Annotated in this window: 14 protein-coding genes; all 14 read left to right on the forward strand. The window is 41.8% G+C overall.

Annotated elements, in window-relative coordinates:
• Window positions 1-15: 15 nt before the first annotated feature.
• The 14 genes from B2575_RS00575 to B2575_RS00640 all read left to right on the forward strand — a co-directional run bounded on the left by B2575_RS00575 (window position 16) and on the right by B2575_RS00640 (window position 15,865).
• A complete protein-coding gene (locus B2575_RS00575; RefSeq protein WP_201553531.1) occupies window positions 16-2,019 on the forward strand; it encodes a nucleoside-diphosphate sugar epimerase/dehydratase in 2,004 nt (667 codons plus the stop codon).
• Window positions 2,020-2,130: 111 nt separating this feature from the next.
• Window positions 2,131-3,402, forward strand: a complete 1,272-nt coding sequence (locus B2575_RS00580; RefSeq protein WP_201559940.1) for an oligosaccharide flippase family protein — start codon at window positions 2,131-2,133, stop codon at window positions 3,400-3,402.
• Window positions 3,403-3,471: 69 nt separating this feature from the next.
• Window positions 3,472-4,488 (forward strand): glycosyltransferase family 2 protein, encoded by a 1,017-nt coding sequence (locus B2575_RS00585; RefSeq protein WP_201559939.1) that lies wholly within the window; start codon window positions 3,472-3,474, stop codon window positions 4,486-4,488.
• Window positions 4,481-5,671 (forward strand): hypothetical protein, encoded by a 1,191-nt coding sequence (locus tag B2575_RS00590; protein WP_201559938.1) that lies wholly within the window; start codon window positions 4,481-4,483, stop codon window positions 5,669-5,671. The genes B2575_RS00585 and B2575_RS00590 overlap by 8 nt, the downstream gene beginning before the upstream one ends.
• A gap of 13 nt (window positions 5,672-5,684) precedes the next feature.
• Window positions 5,685-6,767 (forward strand): polysaccharide pyruvyl transferase family protein, encoded by a 1,083-nt coding sequence (locus B2575_RS00595; RefSeq protein ID WP_201559937.1) that lies wholly within the window; start codon window positions 5,685-5,687, stop codon window positions 6,765-6,767.
• On the forward strand, window positions 6,764-7,777 hold the full coding sequence (locus B2575_RS00600; RefSeq protein ID WP_296239714.1) for a glycosyltransferase family 2 protein: 1,014 nt from the start codon (window positions 6,764-6,766) through the stop codon (window positions 7,775-7,777). The genes B2575_RS00595 and B2575_RS00600 overlap by 4 nt, the downstream gene beginning before the upstream one ends.
• Before the next feature lie 46 nt (window positions 7,778-7,823).
• Window positions 7,824-8,918 carry a glycosyltransferase gene (locus tag B2575_RS00605; protein ID WP_227675933.1) on the forward strand — a complete coding sequence of 365 codons (1,095 nt, stop codon included), beginning with the start codon at window positions 7,824-7,826 and terminating at the stop codon, window positions 8,916-8,918.
• Window positions 8,919-9,108: 190 nt separating this feature from the next.
• The gene (locus B2575_RS00610) at window positions 9,109-10,149 is read left to right on the forward strand and encodes an EpsG family protein (RefSeq protein ID WP_201559935.1); all 1,041 of its coding nucleotides are present in this window, start codon (window positions 9,109-9,111) and stop codon (window positions 10,147-10,149) included.
• Window positions 10,149-11,012, forward strand: coding sequence for a glycosyltransferase family 2 protein (locus tag B2575_RS00615; RefSeq protein WP_201559934.1), 864 nt, complete (start codon window positions 10,149-10,151; stop codon window positions 11,010-11,012). The genes B2575_RS00610 and B2575_RS00615 overlap by 1 nt, the downstream gene beginning before the upstream one ends.
• Before the next feature lie 81 nt (window positions 11,013-11,093).
• Window positions 11,094-12,239, forward strand: coding sequence for a glycosyltransferase (locus B2575_RS00620; protein ID WP_296239718.1), 1,146 nt, complete (start codon window positions 11,094-11,096; stop codon window positions 12,237-12,239).
• Window positions 12,236-12,847 (forward strand): sugar transferase, encoded by a 612-nt coding sequence (locus B2575_RS00625; RefSeq protein ID WP_201559932.1) that lies wholly within the window; start codon window positions 12,236-12,238, stop codon window positions 12,845-12,847. The genes B2575_RS00620 and B2575_RS00625 overlap by 4 nt, the downstream gene beginning before the upstream one ends.
• A 10-nt stretch (window positions 12,848-12,857) precedes the next feature.
• Complete coding sequence (locus B2575_RS00630; RefSeq protein WP_201559931.1) at window positions 12,858-14,057, forward strand: DegT/DnrJ/EryC1/StrS family aminotransferase; 1,200 nt, start codon at window positions 12,858-12,860, stop codon at window positions 14,055-14,057.
• 311 nt (window positions 14,058-14,368) lie between these two features.
• Window positions 14,369-15,247 (forward strand): bifunctional methylenetetrahydrofolate dehydrogenase/methenyltetrahydrofolate cyclohydrolase FolD, encoded by an 879-nt coding sequence (gene folD, locus B2575_RS00635; RefSeq protein WP_201559930.1) that lies wholly within the window; start codon window positions 14,369-14,371, stop codon window positions 15,245-15,247.
• Between the two features lie 99 nt (window positions 15,248-15,346).
• Window positions 15,347-15,865 (forward strand): phosphate-starvation-inducible protein PsiE, encoded by a 519-nt coding sequence (locus B2575_RS00640; RefSeq protein WP_045451736.1) that lies wholly within the window; start codon window positions 15,347-15,349, stop codon window positions 15,863-15,865.
• The last annotated feature ends 78 nt before the right edge of the window (window positions 15,866-15,943 follow it).

Genomic DNA, 15,943 nt, shown 5'->3' on the forward strand with positions numbered 1-15,943 from the left:
AATTGGGTGGATATTATGTTTATAAAAACAGAGTCAAACAATGCTTATCAATCGTCCAGTGGTTTTAATCAATGGTCGAAGCGTATGGCTCTGTATTTATTGTCATTACCACGCCTGACTAAAAGTACCCTCTTATTTAGTATAGATTTTGCCATGTCGATCTTTTGCCTATTATTGGCATTGATGCTACGACAAGGGTATATGGCCTCTCATATCAGTCTTGCAGCATTGGCTTTTTATGCATTCGTGCCGGTTGCTAGCTTATATCTTATTGGTTTTTATCGCAGCGCCTCTCGAGGGTTTTTTGATGCAGTGATGGGTCGTGTGCTGCAACTGTTTTTTTTACTTATTATTGTTTATCAAGTCATCATTTATTTGAGCCCATCAGCGACAATACCGCGCTCAGCCCCCGTTATATTTTTATTTCTATTTTTTATTTGGCTGTGGAATAGTAGGCTCATGATCCGCGCGTTACTGAAACGTCTACAGGGTGCAGGTCAAAGCCGTCGTCCAGATGCCTGTTGTGACAACGTGATTATCTATGGTGCAGGAGAAGCTGGTCGAGAGTTGCTAGAAAGTTTGAGGCATTCTTATCAGTACAATGTGGTGGCATATATCGATGATGATCCGCAGCTTACTGGGGCTTATTTACATGGCAAACAAATATATGCGGCTCACGCGCTTCCGTGGTTGATAGAAAAACTCAATGTGGCGCAGGTGATTTTAGCCATGCCCTCTATGAGCCGTGCTCGTAAAAAACAGATTATGGACAGTCTGTCAGGTATCTCCGTTAAGATAAAAGACTTGCCAAGCTTACGTGAGCTTGCTGATGAGATAGTAACCGTCAGTCATATACGACCCGTTGACATACTAGATGTGCTCGAACGAGAAACGGTCGAACCTGTTGCGGAGTTGCTACAAAAAAATATCACGGGCAAAAATGTTCTCGTTACCGGGGCAGGTGGTTCAATCGGTAGTGAGCTGTGTCGGCAAATCATCAAAAATAAGCCTAAATGCTTGGTGCTATATGAACAGTCTGAGTATGCTTTATACACTATAGATCAAGAACTTGGTAATCTAAAAACAGCGAATGCTGATTATCAAAATATTGAGATTATTAGCATTATCGGCAGTGTCAGTAACGAAAAAAAATTAATCAATATATTCGAAAAAAACCATATAAAAACGATTTATCACGCTGCAGCCTATAAGCATGTGCCTATTGTTGAGTCCAATCCCTTTGAGGGCACCATCAATAATACCAAAGGCACCTACCATTGTGCCCGTGCTGCGATACAGGCTCGCGTTGAGACTTTTGTGCTGATTTCTACTGACAAAGCCGTGCGACCTACCAATGTCATGGGAGCGTCCAAACGCTTGGCTGAGTTGGTCTGCCAAGGATTGAGCCAAAGTAACAGTCAGACTTGTTTTAGCATGGTGCGTTTTGGCAATGTTTTAGGGTCATCAGGCTCTGTGGTGCCGTTATTTACCAAACAGATTGAGCAAGGAGGTCCGATCACCATCACTCATCCAGACATCACACGCTATTTTATGACGATTCCAGAAGCGGCCAGTTTGGTTATTCAGGCAGGTGCGATGGCATTCGGTGGTGAAGTGTTTGTGCTTGATATGGGCGCGCCCGTCAAAATTGTTGATCTGGCAAAACGTATGATTCGTTTGACAGGTTGTGAGCTAAAAGATGATAGCAATCCCAATGGCGATATCGAAATCGTATTTACTGGCTTGAGACCGGGTGAAAAGCTCTACGAGGAGTTAATCATTGGTGAAGACAATATCGAACCTACTTTTCATCCATTGATTATGCAAGCAATGGAGCACAGCTTTCCTTTGCAAGATATCGAAAATATTTTATTTGAATTTGCAGAAAAAGCAAAGCAGCAGGATGTGGTCTGGCTAAAAACACAGTTTAAGTTTTTTGTCGAAGGTTACCGAGAAGGGTCTGATAAAGATGGCGAGGTAGAGAAAGTAGATACCACACTGACAGATGAAATGGGTTAATAGAGAGAGGCGCGCTGTCATAAATTCCTTACAAGTTCTGTGAGTCACTAAATTGGACAATATGTCATGAGCTCTGGAGTATTTTCATCGATACAGAGCACAATAAACAGGTTGAAAACCAGTCACTTTGTGCGAGATGTGGTCATGGTCGGTGGCGGGATTGCTGCTGGACAGGCCATCGCCATGATTTTTATGCCATTTCTCACCAGACTGTACAGACCTGAGGATTTCGGTATCGCTGCTGCCTTTACTGCTATCGTCAGTATTATTACTCCGATTGCCACTATGGGCTATGCAAATGCAATCGTGATGCCAGACAGTGACGAGGATGCTGCGGCCATTGCCCGATTGTCTATATTGCTCAGTGTGGTTATAGCTGTCCTCTCATTCATTGTTGTCTATGTCGGTAAGTTTCATTTGGCAAGTTGGATGGGTATGGAAAGTACGCCAAACATGCTATATCTCATACCATTAACGCTATTAGTCGGTGCTTTTCTTTCTGTCGCTGATCAGTCTGCTATTAGAGTGGGCTTATTTAAAGCGAAAGCTCGGGCTTATGTGGAAAGCAAGTTTGTGACAGATAGTAGTAAGCTGATAGGCGGTATGCTAGCACCTTCAGGGATGTTACTTATTTTATTGACGATAGCAGGGCAGCTCACAAACTTTATCATGCAGATGCTTCGTGTACCTAGAGTAGGTGTATTAAATGTCCGTCATTGGTTTGGTACTAAGGGTGTTCGACATGCCGCCATATCGCAGCGTGATTTTGCGATATATCGTATGCCACAAAGTATCCTGAATGCGGCTTCAGTAGGGTTGCCAACTATCTTGTTAGCGTCATTATTTAGTGCCTCTTCTGCAGGGCAGTATTCATTAGCTGTTCTTGTGCTTGGTGCACCCGCGATGCTGTTAGGTCAGGCGGTTGGAGAGGTTTTCTATCCTAAAATTACGCGTGCCATCACAGCAAATTCATCTGAGGCTTATCAATTTTTATTAAAAGTAACGTTGATTCTATTGGTGGTTGGTATTGTGCCATTCGGTACGGTGTTCGTTTTTGGTGATTATCTTTTTTCTTTAGTGTTCGGTGCAGAGTGGGCATTAGCAGGTAGTTATTCGCAGTGGCTGTCTATTTGGCTTTTGACCAGCTTAGTGTCTGGTGCGAGTACTGCGGCATTGCCAGCATTACGTTTACAGCGATTCCTTTTGATTCGAGAAGTGTTTGCAGTGGTATTTCGTGCTGCAGCGCTGTATGTAGGTTTTTACGTTTTTGAGTCAGATATGATAGCCATTGCCCTTTTCTCATTTGTTGGGGTTTTGCTCAGTTTATCTATCATTTATGTCGCTTTTCGGCGTCTTGTTCATATCGATGAAGTGAAGCAGTAGGTACGTTTTTTGACTGCTTTGAATGTCACAAAGGATATGTATGAGAAGTCTCAACTTCAGAGGCTCACTATGATTTCAGTTATTATCGCTGCATTTAATGCCGCTGCTACTATTGATCGTTGCATCAACAGTATTGACGTTGCGAAAAAGAGTCACGACATTGAGCTGATAGTCATTGACGATGGTTCTAAAGATCATACTGCTAGCCTATTGCATAGCTGGGCAAATGCTAGGTCATGGATTACGGTGAAATATCAAAAAAATGCAGGCGTGGCAGAGGCTCGTAATACTGGGCTCGATATCGCAACCGGCAATTACATCGTTTTTATAGACGCGGATGACACCATTGATAATTGGTATTTTGATTTTGTCTTTGAAAAAGCTGTAGATCGAGATGTCGAGATGTTGGCATTTGGTCATAAACGCATGATGCTGGATGGCTCTGTTATTGAGCGTCCTAATAGTGCGGCAGAATACTCACGGCAAGATATCGAAATGCTACAACTGAGAGTGACAGAGAATAGACATATATATTGGTACGCCTGCACCAAGGTGTATAGCAAAAATTTAATTGCAGAGCTGCGTTTTGATAGTGACGTCAAATTTGGTGAGGATGGTATTTTTAATATCGCATGTCTAAGCAAAGCGAATCGTTTATCGGTGCTGCCAGACTGTCCATACAACTACTATGAAAATGCGACCTCAATAACAAGCTCACAATACAAATCAGGGCTTTTGAAATCCATTGAAGCGGACTATACAGCCAGAGTCAGGATACATGATTGGTCGATCAGTGCTACTGAAAAGCAAGTGCTATTATCGGACTTTGCTCGTAGTTATGTCGAGCATATGCTGCCATATTTACTTAATAATTTGGCGCATATCGATATGAAAAAACGTCGTGCAGAGCTAGTTAAAATACGCCAGTCTTTCGTTTATCAGAACTGTTTGCCGCATTATTATCAACGGCATCCAGCACGCGGCATTCGTGTATTGATTTTATGTTTTTCACGGCGTTGGTATGTTATGACGCTGGTTTTTCTTCAACTGTCTTGGTCTAAAGCAAAGGTGAAAAAATATGCTTAATATTGATTTGTTGCCTCAGCCTTTACGCAGTGATGAAAAGGGTCAAAAGCGCTGTTGTTTGCTGCAACAGACAACAGCTAGCGGGCAAATGACTGAGAAGGCATTGTGGTTTGTATATCCAGCGAACTTGCCAATGCCAGAAGACGATGATTGTGATGCTTATTTACTGGCCACATTGTTGCCCGCGATGCAGATGCGAGCAGCCATTCATGTGCATGGTAGCGTGTCGCATGAGCTATTAGCCAACCTGACAGAGCTACAGTATGTTTGGAATAAATGGTTACCAGAGCGTTATTTTTTGATCGATATAAAAGTAGATCGTATAAGAGAACAAGACGGCCATATAGATGGTGCTATCGCTGCATTTTCTGGTGGCGTTGATGCTCAGTTTACCGCTTATCGTCATGCGACAGGCAGAGCAGGATACGCCACACGAAATATTAAAGCAGGGGTTTTTGTGCATGGCTTTGATATACCTTTAGAGGATACAAAAGGCTTTGCCAGTGCAGCAAAAACAGCGGCAAACACACTCGCAGATATCAATATCGAGCTATTGCCAGTTGAGACAAATATTCGGGGACTTTGGGATATCAACTGGGAAGACTATCATGCTGCTGCTATCGCTTCGGTCTTATGTGGCTTAAAACGATATGCAGGCATTGGGCTCATTGGTAGTGGTGATTCTTATGATGTATTAATTAGTCCTTGGGGTTCACACCCAATCACTGACCCGCTGCTAAGTTCTGGCGACTTTAGGCTCATTCATGATGGTGCAGGTTTTAGTCGGTCAGAGAAGCTGCAAGCGCTTGCAGAATGGCCATTAGGTATAGAGAATTTACGTGTCTGTTGGGCTGGAGATAAGCATGATAGTAACTGCGGTCGCTGTGAGAAATGTGTTAGGACGCGTCTCAATTTTTTGGTTGCAGGTATAGATAACCCTCAATGTTTTAGCGAGCCCATGGACTCATCACTTTTTAAATCAATGGCTCTAAAGGGCAGGGCTGTTAGCATAGATTGGAAGTTAATTCGTCATGAGATGATTAAGACGGGTAGAGGTCTTGAATGGCTGCCATACATTGAAAAAGCACTCAAACGTAAACCGCCTCCTAACTTGAATAGATTGTTTCCTGTTGGCTCAAGGCGTCGTATGTGGGTGAAGAAGCTGTTAATGAGAAACGAATAAGGGAGCATTAAAAATGAATATTGCTGCTATAAAAAAGCTCGTTCCGCTCAGATTAAAAAAACACTTAGCCGCTTATATGGGGGCGAGAGGTTTACCGTTACCAACTGGTAAACGGTGCTTTATTTTTCTTGCCGCCGACTATGGCAATATTGGTGATATTGCTATTTCTCACGCGCAAAAGCAGTATTTGCAACGTGTGCTGACGGATTATGATGTTGTTAGTGTGGCTATCAGTCAAACCAGATTTGTGCTCAATTCAATTAAACAGCAAATAAAAGAGACGGATATCGTTACTATCATCGGCGGCGGTAATATGGGTGGCACGTATCCTGATATTGAGGAGCTGCGCCAATTAGTCATCAAGTCATTTCCTGCCAATCGTATCGTTTGTTTTCCTCAGACACTAGATTGGAATGATTCTATTCAATCTAAACGTGCCTTGCAGCGTATTGTGAAAGTCTACGCCAAGCATCCAGATATACATGTTTTTGCCAGAGAGTCGATAACAGCGGCAAAACTCATCGAGCTTTTTGCTGACTACAGTAATGTGCATATTGGTCTCGTACCAGATATTGTGATGAGCGCGAATGCCACAGTGCTGGGTACGACAGATTGCTTAGCGCCTTCAGGTATTTTGCGCTGCTTACGAGATGACAAAGAAGCCGCACTATCAGCTGAGCAATACGCCATGATAGACAAAGCCTTGGCAGATACTGGCTATCAGATTGAAAAGACCGACACACATGCTGGTGGTTCGCAACTCGATGAGGCACATTGCACAAAATTACTGACTGACAAGCTTAGCCAGTTTCGTGCTGCAAAATTGGTCGTGACTGACCGTCTGCATGGCATGATTTTATGTCTGCTATCGGGTACGCCGTGCTTGGTACTCCCGAACGCCAATCATAAGATAAGACAGACGCAGTTGGACTGGTTAGGCGGTCATCCAAGGCTGGTGTTTTTAGAATTGGAAGAGATTGCTGATATTGTAAAATTCATCGATAGCCTTCTGTCCCTGCCTCACGGTACGATGGATGAGTCTCCAGTTGATATGGCTAAGTATGATGACCTAAAAAAAGCGCTAGTAGCGATATGACGACTATCGAAACGCCATTAGTGAGTATCATCGTACCAGTGTATAACGTTGCGTCATATATCGATGCTTGCTTGGCATCCATCAAGCAGCAGACTTATCAGAATATTGAAATTATCGTTGTAGAAGATTGCTCCACTGATGATTCAAAACAAGCACTCGCGTCACATCTCAGGGATGAACGCATCAAAGTCATTCAGCATCATGAAAACAGTGGTCTTTCTGCGGCTCGTAATACTGGTATCAAGTCTGCGATAGGCGAATACATGATGTTCGTTGATTCTGATGACATTATAGACTCTCGCTTGGTGGCAGCGTGTGTGGATTGTACGCTCAGCACGAATGCAGAGGTCGTGACGTATAGCTTTACGCCATTCAAAGATGGAATCACAGAGACAGATCTGCCGTATCCCGCTAGCAATTTAGCATTTGAGGCAACCAAAATAGACGGCTCATATTTTAGCTTACCGCATTTTGCATGGCTCAAATTTATTAAATCTAGCGTAGTGCGGTCGGCCTCATTACAGTTCCCAGTGGGTCTGTACTACGAAGATTGGCCTTTTCATTGGCATCTTGGCTTAGCTACTAAGATTAAGTATCACCTGCCCATTGATTGTTATCTATACAGACAGCGCGGCACGTCGATCACAGGGTCAACAGATAAAAAACTATTAGACCTTTTCGTTATCCACGCAGAAGTCATCAGTTTAGTAGAGGACTATCAAGCGGATGAGGTTAAAAAAACACTCGCCAATAAAATTAAACAAAGTCATTGGAGTATCCTTACTCGTATAGATAATAACTATTTAGCAGCTGCAGTAGCACAAGCTAAAAAAGCAGATAAAACGTTACGACTAAAGGGTTATAAGAGCGATTTGACCGTAAGAAATATGATGATTAGTAATATAGTACGTATGCCGACGCAAGTTGCCTTGCTTATGTTACAGGTGCTTCGTCAAGCGCTAGACAAAAGAGCAAAGGTTAAAGGTCAAGAGAAAATAGATTCAGAATAGTTTTGAGAAATACGTTTGGTTTTATGGCTTCTTAATAGGTAAAGAGATGACTATTCAGAGAGTGCTGCACATCGTGGGAAAAATGGATCGGGCTGGGGCAGAGACCATGCTCATGAATCTATATCGCCATATAGATCATAGCCAGATGCAGTTTGATTTTATCACTTTTACCGACGAGGTCGGTGACTATGATGCTGAGATAATAGCGCTGGGCGGTAGGATTATACCGATTTTAGCGGATCATTCATTAGCGCGTATGTGGAAGCTTAAAAACTTCCTTAAACAACACCCTGACTATCAAATCGTTCATGCTCACATGCTATTAAACAATGCTTTTCATCTGCTGGCTGCTAAAGGTGCTGGCGTGCCGCATCGCATTTCACATTCTCATAGCACCAGTAATGGTAAAACCAATATTGTTAAAAAAATATATGAACAGTGGGCGTTCATTACCAATCGTAAATTGGCCACGGATAAAATGAGTTGCGGTGAACAAGCGGCACATTACCTATTTGGCAGCATAAAAGACGTGTGGCTACTACCCAATGCTGTTGACATACAGCAGATGATGACAGTCGCTAACCAATCAAGACATTATATCGACCAAGAATTTGGCGATGAGGGGCTAAAAATCATCCAAGTTGGTCGTCTAAATGAGGTTAAAAACCATCAGTTTTCTTTAGAGGTCGCTGAGCAGTTAAAAAAACGTCAGATCGCCTTTACCTTATATATTGTTGGACAAGGTTCATTGGAGGCGAGGCTCAGGCAACAAGTAGCAGATAAGTCACTCCTAGATACGGTCAAGTTTTTGGGGATGCGTACGGATATCACAGAATTAATGGCCAGCGCCGACTATATGATCATGCCTTCGTTGCACGAGGGTTTCCCTGTCGTCTTGGTCGAGAGCCAAACAGTTGGGTTAAAGGCGTTGGTTTCTGACCAAGTATCACCTGAAGTAGATTTAGGACTTGGATTAGTACAGTTTTTACCGATTCACTCAGCCAAGGATTGGGTTGATTGCTTATTAGCGCCTAAACAGCCAAAGCCCAATGAAAAAGACATAACCACAGCGCTGAATTTATATGGATTTAGTGCTGCTACCAACGCGCAAATACTAATGCAAAAGTACTTGAATATGTGACGGAGTGTTTGCTTCTTATCTATAGTTGTTCCAAGGTAGTTTGGAAGGAATGAGAAAAAAATCGAGGTGGGTAGGAAGGCTATAGTTATTATATAGGTACTGGACGGTACAAAAGATACTAGACGGTGTAAACCTGCCACCATATCCGATTTATATAAGATTGACGACATTTACTTTTATAGAGGGTTAAATGCTTCCATACCTGCTGGTTCTTAGCCTTGTTATTTTTTGGATCGTACTGGAGAAAAAATCTCTCAATCGTACGTCTTTTTGGCTGCCACTAATTATATTGACATTGTTTGCAGGCCTTCGTAGCTACCGAGTCGGTACGGATACAGGAAACTATACGAGAAATTTCAACAGTCAATTGAATGCCGAGTACTTTAGGTTCAACGAAGACATTGAGTTCGGTTATCAGTTATTAGAGTATGCGTTATTACGTATGACCACTCATTATTTTTGGCTGCTTGTTATTACCAGTTTAATTATTGTCTATTGCTATCTTAGAGTGATTAAAAAATACAGCGTAAATTATTGGTTCTCCGTATTTTTATTTATTACATTAGGCGTTTATACTTTTTCTTTTAATGGACTGCGTCAAGGATTGGCAATGGCGATCTTTACCTTGGCCATTCCTTATCTGTTAGAAAAACGATTTATTCCATACCTGCTGATTTGTGCAATTGCTTCATTATTCCATGTAACCGCAATGTTTATGATTCCATTTTATTTCATCGTCAATTTAAGAATAAAGCCCTTATATAAGATTTTGGCAACATTCTTAGGATCGCTATTAGTAAGTGGGGTATTGGTCGCTTATATTTCTTCTACTAACGATAGATATGAGGGTTATGCGAAAGCATCCGATGAAGCAGGCGGGTTTTTAACGCTTGGTTTTTATACAGCTATCATGATTTTAATCATCTTGGTCAGTTATCTGTATAAAATTAAAGACAAGAATTTTCAAAAATTAGTAACATTTTATGCATCAGGCGTGGTTTTTATCATACCGTTAGCGATGTTGGGCACCAGTCCTTCAGGTCCTCAAAGGCTGCTTGCGTATTTTACATGGACATTGGTTTTGATACTGCCTATGGTTTTAAAAAGAATCAATAATATTTATTTATATATAGCGAGTATCGTTATTTTTCTCATGTATTTTGTCTTGACGACATCGAGATTTAGTAACTTAAGTCCGTATATTATCAATCCGATATTTGAGGTTTTCTAATGAAAAATCAGACATATATATCTATTGGTATTCCCATTTATAATGCTGAAGCGTACTTAGAAGACGCTATCAAATCCATATTGGCTCAAACGCATGAGTTATGGGAGCTTATATTAATTGATGATGGCTCTACTGATGCGTCATTGGCCATCGCCAAGCGTTTTGAAGAGGCTGATCATAGAATAAGGGTCATTGCTGATGGCATAAATAAAAAACTGCCTGCTCGATTAAATCAGCTTATTGAAGAAGCGAACTATGATTATATAGCGCGCATGGATGCCGATGATCTCATTCATCCAGATAGACTAGCGATTCAATTAAGTTTTTTAGAAAAAAATCCAAATTATGATTTGGTTTCTACAGGTGTCGTGTCTATTGATAATTTTAATAAAGTTTATGGTTGCCGTCATGTCGATCAAATTTACACGGAATTTAAAGAAATAGCCGCGGCTTATCCTATTGTACATGCTGCTGTTTTGGCAAAAAAGAGTTGGTATGAACGAAATAAATATAATGAAGATTATCCAAGGTCTGAAGATTATGATTTGTGGTGTAGAGCTATCTCAAATCAAGATTTAAATTTAGCGGTATTGCCTGATTTATTATACTATTATAGAGAAGAAGGGAATTTATCGTTATCTAAAATAACCAGATCATATAAAGACAGTTTTAAAACGTACTGTGAATATAAGGGAAACAGTTATTTAGGTTATTTGAAATTATCAGCAAAACTGACAACAGTCACTTTTTTAGATTCGATAGGATTATTACAAAAAATAGCCAATAAAAGAAATAAATTAACAATATCTGACACGCTAAGAAATCATCATCAGTCAGTGGTAAATGGTATTTGTGCTAAATGATATTATTTATAAAAGGTCACTAATAAAATAATATATAAAAAACATTGAGGTGCTGAAATGACATTAAAGATATGCTTTCTAATGACAGATGCGGTGTCATTTAATGTGCTATATCGTGATCAGCTTGAATACATTAGAGATCACGCGGATGTTGAGATCACCTTAATCTGCGGTGGCGATAAACAGCAGCTAGATATTTTACGTGAGCGCAAAATAGGCAAGGTGATTAATTTAAATTTTCAGCGTAAGCCATCTTTGTTTAAAGATGCTCAGTCGCTCGCGCTTTTAACCCGTTATATGCTATCGAATCGTTTTGATGTGGTGGTTTATTTAACGCCTAAAGCCTTGTTGTTAGGGAGTATCGCAAGTGCTGTTACATTGCAAAAGAGACGAATTGCTTTTAGCGTGGGTAGAGCCTATGAGAATTTCTCAGGTTTAAAAAAGAGGGTGTTTCAGGGTCTGGATATATTAAGTTTTAGCTTATCTCACGAGGTTTTATTTGTTTCTGAGTCTTTGCTCAGCGTATGCCTAGAAGAAAATATCCTCAAAAAAAGTAAGGCAACTGTCATTGATAATGGCTCATTTAACGGCATCGATACGGATTTGCTGCAACCTGTGGTTCAGCTAGAACAAGAGGCATTAAGAAAGAAGTACAAGATACCTGAAAATACCTTTGTGATTTGCGTGGTAGGACGAGTTTGTGATGATAAAGGCTTCAAAGATATTGAGTATATATCCGAAAAACTAAGAGCAGAAAACGTCTACTTTATGTTCATAGGAGACTGTGAAGACGACGTAGGAAAAGTAGTCGTTGAAAAAGTTGTCAAAGATAATAGAGGTGTGTATATACCAGCCAATCCAAATGTACACGAGGTTTTTCAGTGTGCTGATTTACATTTATTTTTGAGCTATCGTGAAGGGTTTGGCAGTGTCGCTATTGAAGCAGCAAGTTGCGCTGTTCCAACTTTTGCCTATGATGTCGTTGGTGTAAAGGATAGTGTCAAAGAAGGTATCAGTGGTCGAAAATTTAATTTTAAGGATATGTCGTCTGTCGCCGAAGCGATCAGTGCTGCTGCTACTGATAAGGAATTTGAAAAAAGATATCCTGATGCAAGAGACTGGGCCATTGCAAATTTTGAACGCAAGCAATTGTGGCAAAGTTATTTAAGTTTTTATTTACGTAATAGGGATGACCGCGTAAACGACAAAAGGCGGGCTGCAAAATGATAAAGCGACTATTTGACATCACGGCGGCCACGGCGGCCTTGGTAATATTATCTCCTGTTTATGCTATTACGGCTTATAAAGTCAAAAAAAACTTAGGATCACCAGTGATATTTAAACAAACTCGCCCTGGTCTAAATGGCAAGCCGTTTGAGATGATTAAGTTTCGCTCGATGAAAGATGCTATCGATATAGAAGGTAATCCTTTAGAGGATGATGAGCGTTTGACGGCATTTGGTAAGACCTTGCGTAATAGCAGTCTCGATGAGCTGCCTGAACTATGGAATGTGATTAAAGGTGATATGAGTTTGGTGGGGCCGCGACCATTATTGATGGAATATCTGCCGCTATATAATGATGAGCAAGCGCGTCGCCACCGTGTACGTCCGGGTATTACGGGATACGCACAAGTTAATGGTCGCAATACGATTGGTTGGCATGAAAAATTTACGCTCGACACATGGTATGTCGATCATCAGTCATTATGGTTAGATATTAAGATTTTGATTAAAACAGTAAAAAAAGTCATTATCAAAGATGGTATTAGTGCTGATGGTGAAGCGACCATGAGTAAATTCACAGGTAATAGCGTCGATAAAAACACGCTTTGATGAGGAACGCATGCTAAATACTCCTTTTTCACCTTGGCCTAGTTTTACTCAGCAAGAAGCGGATGCGGTCAGTCAAGTATTGTTATCCAACAAGGTCAATTATTGGACAGGGCAAGAATGCCGTCAGTTTGAAGAGGAATTCGCTGATTGGGTGGGTAGCAAATACGCGATTGCATTGGGCAACGGAACTTTGGCATTGGACGCGGCATTGCAGGCACTTGGTATAGGTGTGGGTGATGAAGTTATCGTGACGCCGCGCACTTTTATTGCTAGTATCTCCTCAGTGGTTAATGCAGGCGCGACGCCCATTTTTGCGGATGTTGATGAGGCGACAGGGAATATCACTCCAGAGTCGATAGCGGCGGTATTGACAGACAAAACCAAAGGCATCGTCTGTGTGCATTTGGCAGGTTGGCCCTGTGATATGGATGGCATCATGGCACTGGCAGATCGGCATGATTTATATGTCATTGAAGACTGTGCACAAGCGCATGGTGCACGCTACAAAGGTCGTAGCGTTGGTAGTATCGGTCATATTGGCGCGTGGAGTTTTTGCCAAGATAAGATCATGACCACAGGCGGCGAGGGCGGCATGGTCACCACCGATGACGAGCAGCTATGGCGAAAAATGTGGGCCTATAAAGACCATGGCAAAAGCTATGCCGCGGTCTATGAGACCGAGCAGCAGCCCGGCTATAATTGGCTACATGAGAGCTTTGGCACCAACTGGCGCATGACCGAGATTCAAGGCGTGATTGGGCGTATTCAATTGGCACATATGAGTGACTGGATAGCGAAGCGCCGTGCTAATGCTCAAGCAATATTAGAGGCATGTGCTAAATGGGAAGAAAAAGGCTATCTATCGGTGCCAACATTAGAGAAAGATTATCAGTTTCCAAACTCTACCCATGCCTATTATAAATTGTATGTTTATGTGCAACCAAATAACCTAGCTGAGGGCTGGACACGTGATCGCATCATTGAAGAAATAAATGCGCTAGGCGTGCCTTGCTACTCAGGGTCTGCCTCAGAGGTATATTTAGAAAAAGCATTTGATGATACAGGCTTGCGTCCAGAAAACAGACTGCCAATAGCAAAACAGTTGGGAGAGACCAGCTTAATGTTTTTGGTTCATCCTACCTTAACCACTGCCGAAATCGCGCAAACGGTAGATGCAATCGATCGCGTGTTTGCTTCAATGATTCAGTAATGTGAGAATATCGCTTATTAAGGCGTGTTGATTATTTATAAATAGTTGCGGCTATTAACTTTTATTTGTGATTAGACTTTCTTATAAAACGATAAAGGTTGTCAAGGTTGCATCGGTAATGACATGATATTACTGGATTGGCGAGTGATAGAAATTTATAAGTATCCAAGTCTTATCTCACGCTAGGATTTTTTATCCCAGACAGGTACAATATCAGTCTTAATCATACATTGATCAAGCATAAGACAGGCATGCAAATAGTTGCGGGCGCTGTCTTTCTTTTTTTTATCGCACCCTCTATTGGAGTTACTATGTCAACTGCCCAAGGATCTGCTACCGTTTTGGACGGTAAAGCACTTGCTAAACAAATAGAACAGCAACTGAGTACGCGTGTAGACGCTATCAAGAATAAGACAGGACGCACCCCAAGCTTAGCGACGATATTGGTCGGCGACGATCCCGCTTCTGCGACTTATGTACGTATGAAAGGTAATGCTTGTAAACGTGTCGGCATGGATTCTATACGCGTTGAGATGCCAAGTGCGACGACCACTGAAGAGCTGATGGCAAAGATAGACGAGCTCAATAGCAATCCAGACGTCCATGGTATCTTGCTACAACATCCAGTGCCTGCGCATATTGATGAGCGTGCTTGCTTTGAGCAGATTGACTTGGCAAAAGACGTCGATGGTGTGACCTGCCTTGGCTTTGGTCGTATGGCGATGCAGCAGAGCGCTTATGGTTCATGTACCCCGCAAGGCATCATGCACTTATTAGAGCATCATAATATCGAGCTTGCTGGTAAGGAAGCCGTAGTTGTAGGTCGCAGTGCCATCTTGGGTAAACCAATGGCGATGATGCTATTGAATGCCAACTGCACCGTAACGATTTGCCATTCAAGAACACAAGATTTAGAGTCTCATATTAAGCGTGCGGATATCGTGGTTGGGGCAGTGGGCGTGCCTGAACTGATTAAAGCAGAGTGGATCAAAGCGGGCGCTGTGGTTATCGATGCAGGCTTTCATCCAACGGATAATGGCGGCGTCGGTGATATTGAGTTGCAAGGCGTAGAAAATATCGCCAGTGCTTATACGCCTGTACCGGGCGGCGTGGGTCCAATGACCATTAATACCCTCATTCGCCAAACGGTTGATGCTGCTGAAAAATCTGCCGGTTTGAATATCGGCTAAAAAGAGAGTCATACGAATACTGATTGCCGATAAATAAGGGGCCTGAGGTAATATATACTCAGGCTAAATCAACCACATCTCAGTTGATAGGACCTAAACATGGCTAAAAAAAACGTAGGTGTTCATGAGCGACTACAAGGTATCGGTAGAGAGTTTGTCGATGTCTGTCATTACGTTATTTTATTTCTAATCAGTGTGGTTGTCGTTTGGACCGCTGGCAAAGAGTTCGTTGGTATTGTTCAAAAAGGCTCAGCGGATCTAAAAGACATATTGATGTTGTTTATTTACCTTGAGCTGCTGGCGATGATAGGTATTTATTTTAAAACCCATCGTCTGCCGGTACAGTTTTTAATATTTATCGCGATTACTGCTTTATCACGACATTTGGTGGTCGATGTACAGGCGGTCTCAGACTATTTTCATTTATGGCTGCTGGCGACAATTTCTGTGGCCATTATGCTATTGAGCGGTTCTATCGTCGTATTAACTTGGACAGCAAAAACGTTTGGCCGTCCAGAGGACAATCTAGATAAACAGCATGCAAACTTAACGATTAAAGCGCTGTTACCTGATAATGCTCAAGCGCCTGATAGTCATACCAAGCATCGCCGTGAATAACTATTAAATAGCAGCATAAAAAAGGGTTACCACTGGTAGCCCTTTTTTTGCTTTCTTAACTCTCACATTTTATTGTTT

Source organism: Psychrobacter sp. UBA6739 (assembly GCF_002453835.1).
Lineage (GTDB): Bacteria > Pseudomonadota > Gammaproteobacteria > Pseudomonadales > Moraxellaceae > Psychrobacter > Psychrobacter immobilis_A.